General features: G+C 66.1%; 5 protein-coding genes and 1 pseudogene. 4 read left to right on the top strand and 2 right to left on the bottom strand.

Annotated elements, in window-relative coordinates; genetic code table 11:
• Together D3H34_RS30470 and D3H34_RS30465 are read right to left on the bottom strand one after the other, a co-directional pair.
• Positions 1-433: ABC transporter permease (locus D3H34_RS30470; protein WP_147400522.1), on the bottom strand; the 433-nt coding region annotated here is incomplete at its 3' end.
• A gap of 9 nt (positions 434-442) precedes the next feature.
• The gene (locus D3H34_RS30465; protein WP_119558578.1) at positions 443-2,020 is read right to left on the bottom strand and encodes an ABC transporter substrate-binding protein; all 1,578 of its coding nucleotides are present in this window, start codon (positions 2,018-2,020) and stop codon (positions 443-445) included.
• A gap of 227 nt (positions 2,021-2,247) precedes the next feature.
• On the opposite strand from D3H34_RS30465, the gene D3H34_RS30460 reads away from it, so the two are divergent.
• The 4 genes and pseudogenes from D3H34_RS30460 to D3H34_RS30445 form a co-directional block, all read left to right on the top strand.
• Positions 2,248-6,984, top strand: a complete 4,737-nt coding sequence (locus D3H34_RS30460; protein WP_119558582.1) for a ricin-type beta-trefoil lectin domain protein — start codon at positions 2,248-2,250, stop codon at positions 6,982-6,984.
• Positions 6,985-7,094: 110 nt separating this feature from the next.
• On the top strand, positions 7,095-7,847 hold the full coding sequence (cnbZ, locus tag D3H34_RS30455; protein ID WP_205736834.1) for a 2-amino-5-chloromuconate deaminase CnbZ: 753 nt from the start codon (positions 7,095-7,097) through the stop codon (positions 7,845-7,847).
• Positions 7,848-7,886: 39 nt separating this feature from the next.
• Positions 7,887-8,915, top strand: coding sequence for a TRAP transporter substrate-binding protein (locus D3H34_RS30450; protein WP_119558576.1), 1,029 nt, complete (start codon positions 7,887-7,889; stop codon positions 8,913-8,915).
• Between the two features lie 179 nt (positions 8,916-9,094).
• Positions 9,095-9,406 (top strand): annotated as a pseudogene (locus D3H34_RS30445) (2-hydroxyhepta-2,4-diene-1,7-dioate isomerase); the annotation flags it as partial.
• Between the last annotated feature and the right edge of the window lie 117 nt (positions 9,407-9,523).

Genomic DNA, 9,523 nt, shown 5'->3' with positions numbered 1-9,523 from the left:
AGCTCGGGATGCTCGCGCCCAGCATCGCGATGCCGGTGAAGAACTGGTCGACCACGCGCCCGCGAAACACCGCCGAGACGATGCCACAGGGCACGCCGATGAGCGCCGCGATGGCCACGGCCATCAGGGCGAGCAAGGTGGTGGGCTCGGCGCGCTCCCACAGCGCCTGGGTGACCGGGCGCTGCAGGAAGATGGAGGTGCCCAGGTTGCCCTGCAGCACTTCGCGCAGCCAGTAGCCGAACTGCACGGGCAGCGGCTTGTCCAGGCCGTACTCCTTCTGCACGCGGGCGATGTCGGCGGCGGTGGCCTGGTCGCCCAGCAGCACGGAGATCGGGTCGCCCGAGGCGGCGCGCGTGAGCACGAAGACCAGCACGGCGACGATGGCGAGCACGATCAGCATGCCCGCGAAGCGCGAGGCAATGAAACGGAACAAGCGCGCCTCCTACTTGATCTTCACGTTCCAGAAGAACGGCCAGTTCGTCGGTTGGTAGTTGTCCAGCGATGGGCTCCTGGCCGAGAGGGCGTTGAACTTGCCGACGCTGATGTAGGGCACCTCGTCGTACACCACCTGCTGCACCTTGCCCCACAACGCGCCGCGCTTGGCCGGATCGCTTTCGGTGTTGAAGGCGCTCAGCGTGGCCTTCTTGGCCGGTGAATCCCACCAGCCGGGTGCACCGTCGCCCAGTTGGGGCGGAGAGAGCATGGGCTCGGGGAAGAGCCCCGAATGGGTGATGAAGATTTCCCACAGCCGCGGGTCGTTGCGGCGCTGCGTGAGCGTGGCCCAGTCGACCACGTTGAGGTCGACCTTGAAGCCCGCGCGCTTCAATTGCTCGGCCATCAAGAGCGACATGTTGTAGTGGAAGTCGTACTGGCGGCTGGTGAGCACGCGGATCGGCTCGCCCTTGTAGCCGGCCTTGGCCGCGGCGTCCTTGGCCTTGGCGGCGTTGCGCTGGTTGTACTGGTCGGCGCCCGCTGCCGAGTAGAACGGCGAACTCTTGGGAAAGTGGTTCGCTTCCGCGATGAAGAAGCGCGTGTCGCCGAAGCCGGCCGCGAGCATCTCGCCCTGGCCCATCGCGGTCTGCAAGGCCTGGCGCACGGCCTGGTTGGCGAGCGCGCCCTCCTTGGTATTGAAGACCACCAACGGAAAGCCGAAAGCGGGCGTGATGATCGGCAGCGTCTTGCCGGTGGCCTTCTCCAGGCGTGGCAGCGCTTCCACCGGCAGCAGGTCGGCGAAGTCGTACTGGCCGGCCAGCGCACCTTCGACGCGCGTGCTGGCATTGGGCACAGGCACGAAGCGCAGCTCTTCGATGGCGGCTTCACGCTTGCCGCCGTAGCCGCTCGCGGGCTCCTTGCGCGCGGCGTACTTGTCGAAGCGCGTGAGCAGCACGAACTGGTCGGGGCGACGTTCCTTGAACTTGTAGGGACCCGTGCCGACGAAGTCCTTCAGCGGCGAGGCCATCGATTCCTTGGCCATCATCGCGGCCGTGCCATTGCTGGGCAATGCCAACTGCGACAGCAGCGGCGCGTAGGGCGCCTTCAGCACGATCTCCACGCCCAGCGGACCTTTGGCCTTGAGGCTCTCGATCTCCTTGCCCACGGCCTTGCCGCGCGGCGACTGGTCCATCCAGCGCTGCAGGCTGGCGACCACGTCGTCGGCCGTGAGCTCGCGCCCGTTGTGCAGCGCCACGCCCTTGCGCAGCGTGATGGCGTAGGTCTTGCCGTCGGCCGAGATCTTGGGCATGCCCTCGGCCAGCATCGGCACCACATTCCACTTGGCATCGAAGGTGTAGAGCGTCTCGTACACGTGCTGCATGATGGTGCCGACCAGGTCCGCCGTGGAGGCCATCGGGTCGAGGGTCTGCGGCTCGGCCACCATCGCCAGCGTGGCGAAGTTGCGCGGGCCTTGGGCTTGAGCGCTCGGGTGGGGCAATGCGGCGCACAGCATCGCGAGCAGGGAGGCACCCAGCAGGCTGCGCTTCGACAGGCGGGGCAGGCGCTGGACAAGACCGGCGTGAGACATGGGGTGTTCCTTCATGGGCATTCGATGGGCAATGAATTCACTTTTTTCAGGCCCGAACTTTGAAGCACAACCCATGCCCAAACATCACCATTTACCCTGAGCAACGATCTAAATATTCGAACTCTCCATTCGAAATTCAATGCCGTTCCCGCATCGATCCGCTGCTAGATTCCCGTCGAATCTTTTCCCACCAAAGATGGCGTCCGATCGAATTTGCGAGGATGAAAATGAGCATCAAGAAAGTTCTTGCGGTAGGTTCCCTGTTCTGCTTTGCGTTGCTGACGCATGCGGCGATCACCGGGGTCAACCCTCTCGACACGATCAAGAAGGCCGCCACCAGCATGGCATCCGCGGCCGCTGAGCTGGTGGCCGATCCGTTGCCGCTGCAGGGCCCCGGACTGGGCAACCTGACCTACACGCAGGCCGAGCTGTTCAAGCCCATCTCGATGATCAAGGAGGAGTCCGACACCGGTGTCGGCGCGGGCACCGGTGCCGACGTGCCGAAGATTCCCGGCGGCAGCGTGACGCACCCCACCGCTGGGTACACCAAGTACCACTACGGCCAGAACGTGGGCCTCATGATCAATGGCTACTTCCTGACGACGTTCACGCCCGATGGCGGGCTGGGCCCCGGGGGCTTCCTGCTCTACAACGTCTCCGATCCGCGCAACCTCCAGCTCGTCAAGCGCATCTACGAGCCGGACGGCCGCACCAAGGAATTGAGGGAGCCGCATTCCATCGGCATCGCCAGCATCGGCGGCAAGCAGTACGTCGCGGTTCCCAGCGTCTTCGGCATCGAGTTCTGGGACTTCACCGACATCAACGACATCAAGCAGGTCAAGAAGCTGGTGCTGCCCAACGTCAACAAGGGCGACTACAACAACGTGAGCTGGCAGCTCTGGTGGCAGGCACCCTACCTGTACGTGGCGGCGGCAGAGCAGGGCGTGTTCGTCATCGACGCCGCAGACCCCGCGACTGCACAGCTCGCGAACCGCGGCGCCGGCAAGCCCAACCCGATCCCGACCGGCGAACTCGGCGGCTTTCGCGTGGGGCCGATCTTCACCATGGGCAACCACATGGTGCTGACGTCGATGACGAACACCGGCGGCTTCGCCAGCCTGGACATTTCAGATCCGCTCAATCCCAAGGTGCTCGACGCCGTCTCCGGGTCCACGCCCAGCTACTACTCCACGTGCTTCGACGGAAAGAACGTCTACGCCTCCGCACAAGAGAGCGGCGGCAAGATGTTCGGCTACGACCTCAGCGATCGGTCGCGCTTCGTGGCCGAGGACAACCGGCTCGTGATCAACCAGCAGTTGTACTGCAGCACGCAGGACAACTACGTCTTCCAGGGCGCGCAGAACTGGATCCACAAGGTCGATGTGAGCAACCCGCTCAACCACGTCGAAGTCGGACGCGGCGGACTCTTCGCGCCGACGCACCCCGATTTCTCCAGCTCCGACCATGGCCAGGTGTCGCCGTTCGGCAACCTGATCTACGTCGGCAACGACCACGGCTCGGGCAGCGGCTTCATCGTGCATGCGGTGGATCCCGACATCACCAAGCCCGAAGTGAAGCAGGTCTCGCCCGTGAACGGTGCGAAGCAGCAGGCGCTGACCTCACGCATCGGCCTGGGCATGACCGACAGCATCCTGCCCGAGAGCGTGAACAGCAACACCTTCATCGTGCGCCCGGTGGGCGGCAACACGCTGGCGGGCACCTACAGCGTGCAGCTGGGCATCGTCAACTTTTTCCCCGCGCAGCCGCTGCAGCCGGGCACCAGCTATGAGGTGTTCCTGCCGGCCAACGGCCTGAAGGACTATGCGGGCAACGCCCTCGGCGCAGACTACCGCTCCACCTTCAACACCGGCAACGCCAACGACATCAACCTGATGCACCACTGGCCGCTGACGGGCAACCTCGGTGACCAGATCGGCGCCAACAACGGCACGCCCGCCACCGGCGACGCCTTCGAGAGCATCGGCCTGAACTTCGCGAACCGCACCACGGGCGTGACGCTGAAGAACGACAGCGTGGCCACCACGCTGGGTGGCACCGCGTCGCTGAGCTTCTACATGAAGACCACGCAGGCCGGCACCGCCAGCTCGTGGACCGCGCCCGGCATCTTCGGACGCGACCAGTCGCCCGGCACCGACGACGTGTTCTGGGGCTGGCTCGACAGCACCGGCAACATCAAGCTGTCGGTCGGGGACAACGCGGGCACGCGCTCGCAGTCGGCCGTGAACGACGGCAACTGGCACCACGTGGTGCTCACACGTGACGCGGCTTCGGGCGCGCAGGCGGTGTACGTCGACGGCGTGAAGACCACGTCGACCGGCCCCACCGGCACCAAGGGCCTGTCGACCAAGTTCAACCTGCTGGGCCAGATCCAGGGCAATGCCGCGCTCTTCAAGGGCACGCTGGCCGAGGTGCGCGTGTACGGCCGCGTGCTCGGCGACAGCGACGTGGCCGCGCTGCGCAGCCAGGCCGTGATCGGCGACCCCGGCATCACCGGCGCACCGAAGATCGTCAACGGCCAGCTGAGCTTCAATCCGGCCACGCTGGGCAGCACCGGCGCGCAGTTCCGCTGGAACTTCGGCGACGGCACGCAGAGCGCGTACGCCTCGCAACCCGGCGTCACGCATACGTACACGAGCCCGGGCCACTACACCGTGACGCTGACGGTGAAGGCCGCGAACGGCCAGGAGACCTTCTACAGCTACAACCTCACGGTGATCGCGCCTGTGACGGCAGCGAAGCCGACACACACGACCAACATCGCGGGCGATGCCAACAGCGTGTACTCGGTGAACCCCGACAGCGGCACGGTGGCGGCCATCAACGCCGAGACCTTCGCCAAGCGCTGGGAAGTCCGCGTCGGCGAGGAACCGAAGACGCTGGCCGTGGGCCCCGATGGCCGCATCTGGGTCACGGTGCAGGGTGACGACAAGCTGGTGGCGCTCAACGCGGCCGACGGCACGCTCTCGACCACCGTGTCGCTGGCCTACGGCAGCGGCCCGTACGGTGTCGTCTTCACGCCCAACGGCACGAAGGGCCTGCTGACGCTGGAGAGCAAGTCGGCCCTGCTCAGCTTCGACCCCACCACCGGTGCCACCACGGGCACGCTCGCCCTGGAAGGCAGCGTGCGCGGCATCGCGGTCGATGCGAGTTCGCAATCGGCCTACGTGACGCGCTTCAAGTCGAAGATGACGGGCGGGCAGCTGCACAAGGTGAACCTGCAGAGCTTCACCGGCGCCACCCCGATCGCGCTGGCGGTCGACACGACCACAGTCGACACCGAGGCGGCCTCACGCGGCGTGCCCAACTACCTGAGCCAGGTGGTGATCTCTCCCGACGGCGCGCGCGCGCTGCTGCCTTCCAAGAAGGACAACATCGTCCGCGGAACCTTCCGCGACGGCCTGCCGCTGGAGCACGACAAGACCGTGCGCTCGATCCTGTCGCACGTGAACCTGCAGACGGCCGCGGAAGTCTTCAGCGAGCAGATCGACTTCAACGACCGTGCCCCCGCGCGCGCCGCGCTGTACTCGCCGAGCGGCGACTACATCTTCGTGGCGCAGATGGAAGGCAACCGCGTGGCCATCGTCGACGCCTACAACCGGTCGGTGCGCGGCGAGATCAACGCCAGCAGCGCGCCGCACGGCCTGTACATCGACGCGGCGCGCAAGCGGCTGTTCGTCAACAACTTCCTGGCGCGCTCGGTGTCGGTGCACGACGTGGCCCAGGTGCTTTCGTCGGAATCCGCCGCCCCGGCCTTCCTGCAGAACGTCACCACGGTCGCGCAGGAGCCGATGTCCGCCGCTGCGCTGCGCGGCAAGCAGGTGTTCTACAACGCGTCCGACCGGCGCATGAGCATGAACAACTACATGTCCTGCGCGAGTTGCCATGCCGATGGCAGCGACGACGGCATGGTGTGGGACTTCACCCAGCGCGGCGAGGGCCTGCGCCGCACCATCAGCCTGCAGGGACGGCGCGGCACGGGCCACGGCAAGCTGCACTGGACGGCCAACTTCGACGAGGTGCAGGACTTCGAGCACGACATCCGCAACGAATTCGGCGGCACGGGCTTCCTGACGAACGCTGACTTCTCGGCCACGGGCGACCCGCTCGGCGTGCCCAAGGCGGGCCGCAACGCGCAGCTCGACGACCTCGCGGCCTACCTGAACTCGCTGAACAAGTTCATGCGCAGCCCGGCCCGCACGGCGGACGGCAACCTCAGCGTGGACGCAGTGCGCGGCCAGACCGTGTTCAACACGGCGCAGTGCGCGACCTGCCACACGGCCGGCAGCCTGCGCGACGGGCTGCGGCACGACGTGGGCACGATCCAGCTCTCGTCGGGCAAGGGCAGCAACCAGCCGCTGGCCGGCGTGGGCTTCGACACGCCGACGCTCTACGGCACCTGGAGCAACCCGAGCTTCTTCCACAACGGCCAGAAGGCCACGCTGCAGGACGTGCTCACGGGCGGCCACGGCAATGCCTCGAGCCTGCCGGCGGCCGACGTGTTGGCCCTGGGCGAGTACGTGAAGTCGCTCGACACGGCGCCGGCCGTCGACACGCGCATCCGCTCGGAGAGCAACAACCTGTGCGTCAACGTGTCGGGCAGCTCGACGGCCAGCGGCGCCACGGTGGTGCAGTGGGCCTGCGGCAACGGCAACAACGAGACCTTCACCGTCAACAGCAGCGGGGGCTACAGCCAGTTCGTCGCGAAGCACAGCGGCCTGTGCCTGGCGCAGGGCAACACCAACGCCGGCGGCGGCCCGGTGGTGCAGCTGGCGTGCACGGCGGGCATGGCGACGCAGTGGAGCGTGGTCGGCGCGACGCTGCGCAACCGGGTGTCCTCCGGCGCCTGTCTCGATGTGCCCGGCTCGACCACCACGCAAGGGACGGCGCTGTCCACCTACGCCTGCCACGGCGGGGCCAACCAGCGGTGGAGCCTGATTCCCTGATGGACGCAGCGGACACGTCGCGTCGTGGCTGAAGGCCCGGGCCGTGTCCGCTTTTCTTCTCTGACCTTTCTCTCGCTTTTCTCTCGCTCTCTCTGAAAAAAGGAAATCACGTGTCGGCAATTCAAGTATCCCTACCCGGCGGCTATCGGTTCATTCCAGGTGTCCAGCAGTACTCGGCCGGCGTGGCGGCGGAGCCTGGTTTTCGCATCGAGCGCGTCCGGTTTGCGGAACCGCTGCCCCTGAAGCAGGGCTTTGCGCGCATCAGGGAAATTCTGGAAGAAGCCTCGCGGCCGCTGGCGGCCTTCTGCGCCTGCGAGCTGCGGTCCCCGGCGCCGTTCACCGAACAGGGTTTCGTCGAGTTCAACAACCTCTACGTGGGCACCTTGAAGGAATGGGGCCTCTTTGTCGGGCACCTCAATCCGGTGGCGCGAAGCAACGTGTGCCCGGCGCTGTCGCCGCCGTCGGAACCTTCGTTCCATGCGTTCAGCTACACCGTGCCCGACGCCACCGCGGCGGCTTCGTTCGTGGTGGCCGGCAGTGCCGAAGCGCCGGAAGGCAAGGGGCACTACCGCGACCACGCGGTGGGCCTGGGCGACACCTCGCCGCCCGCCATCCTGAAAAAGGCCCAATGGGTGCTCGATGAGATGGAGCGCCGCCTCGCATCGCTGGGATTCACCTGGGCCAGCACCACGGGCTCGCAGCTGTACACGGTGCACGACATCCATCCCTTCATCGCGGACGAGATCGTCAAGCGCGGTGCCGCGCGGCACGGGCTGACCTGGCACTACAACCGGCCGCCGGTGGTCGACCTCGAATACGAGATGGACTGCCGCAGCGTTCAGGTCGAACGCGTCGCGATCTGACCCTGCGCCGCCAGCCGCCGCGCCCTCACTGAGACACCCATGCACAAGCACCTGCTGCGTCGCCTGACCGCTTTCTCCGTTGTCCTGGCATCTCTGGCGATGACCGGCGTCGCCGGCGCGCAGGACATCAAGGAGCGCAACTTCAAGTTCGCCTTCGTCAACCAGAAAGAGCACCCGCAGGGCATGGGCGCGCAGCGTTTCTCGGAGCTCGTCGAGAAGAAGAGCGGCGGCAAGATGAAGGTGAAGCTCTTTCCCTCCGGCGTGCTGGGTGGCGATGCCTCGGTCATTTCCTCTTTGCAGGGCGGCACTGTGGAACTGACGATGGCGATCCCGGGCCTGTTGTCGGGAATGGCGAAGGACTTTGCGCTGTTCGACCTGCCCTTTCTCTTCAACAACGAGAAGGAGGCCGACCTGGTGCTCGACGGCCCGGTGGGCCGCAAGCTGCTGGACAAGCTGCCCGAGCGGGGGCTGATCGGCCTGACTTATTTCGAGCACGGCTTTCGCAACGTCACCAACAGCCGTCGGCCCGTCGCACGCATGGAGGACCTGCAGGGCCTCAAGCTGCGTGTGATGCAGATCCCCGTGATGATCGATGCGTTCGGCGCCCTGGGCGCCAACCCGTCGCCGCTGCCGTTGCCCGAGGTCTACACCGCGCTGGAGCAGAAGGCTGTCGACGGCCAGGAGAATCCGTACTCGCTGGTGGAAGCCTCCAAGTACTACGAGATCCAGAAGTACGGCTCCGACACGCGCCATGCGTTCAACCCCGTCGTGCTGCTGTTCAGCAAGAAGGCGTGGGACCGGCTATCGGTCGACGAGCGCAACGTCCTGCTGGACGCCGCCAAGGAAACGCAGCCCTTCCAGCGCGCTGCCAACCGCGACGTCAACGCCAAGGCCGCCGAGTTCCTGAAGGGCCAGGGCATGGTGTTGACCGCGTTTCCCGCGCAGGAGCGGGAGCGCCTGCGCGAGAAGCTCAAGCCGGTCACCGACAAGTACGTCAGGCAGATCGACCCGGCGCTGACGCAGGAACTGTTCTCCGAACTGGGCAAGGCACGCGGTGCCGCCAGGTAGCCGGGCAACACCTGCCTCTTGACGCACGGGGTCGACGGCCCTGCGGTTGAGCCCTCGGCCCTCGCGCCCGCAGGTGCCTTGCTCCCATCACCGTCTGGCCGGACCCAGGCTGCGCTGCCGCGCCGTGAGCCATCGCCACGTGCCAATTTCTCCATGAATCACCAACGAAGGAACTGCGAATGAAGCTGTTGCGCTATGGGGCCGCTGGCCATGAAAAACCGGGAATGCTCGACGCGGAAGGCCGCTTGCGCGATCTCTCCGCGCATGTGAATGACATTGCGCACGACGTGTTGCTGCCTTCCGGCCTGGCGCGCATCGCCGCACTGGACCCGCAGAGCCTTCCGCTGGTGGAGGGCTCCCCGCGGATCGGTGCCTGCGTGGCGGGCTCGGGCAAGTTCATCTGCATCGGGCTCAACTACTCGGACCACGCAGCCGAGACGGGGGCGACGGTACCGCCCGAGCCCATCGTTTTCCTGAAGGCTGTTGGCGCCGACCGGAAACTGAGCCAGTTTTGTAGGTAGTGCCGAAGTAAAAGTGAGCCAGGTGTTCAACCTACCCTGCTGTTTATTTAAGCGGCGGGGTTCGAGGAGTGATCACCATGGACATGA

This window comes from Acidovorax cavernicola, from assembly GCF_003581445.1.
Note: the sequence above shows the minus strand (reverse complement) of the source record. Positions and strands in the feature narration are given on the sequence as shown.

What these genes read in the sequence shown, in the direction of transcription:
- D3H34_RS30465 (WP_119558578.1), bottom strand. Translation starts at nt 2,020, where the DNA reads ATGTCTCACGCCGGTCTTGTCCAGCGCCTGCCCCGCCTGTCGAAGCGC.
- D3H34_RS30460 (WP_119558582.1), top strand. Translation starts at nt 2,248, where the DNA reads ATGAGCATCAAGAAAGTTCTTGCGGTAGGTTCCCTGTTCTGCTTTGCG.
- D3H34_RS30450 (WP_119558576.1), top strand. Translation starts at nt 7,887, where the DNA reads ATGCACAAGCACCTGCTGCGTCGCCTGACCGCTTTCTCCGTTGTCCTG.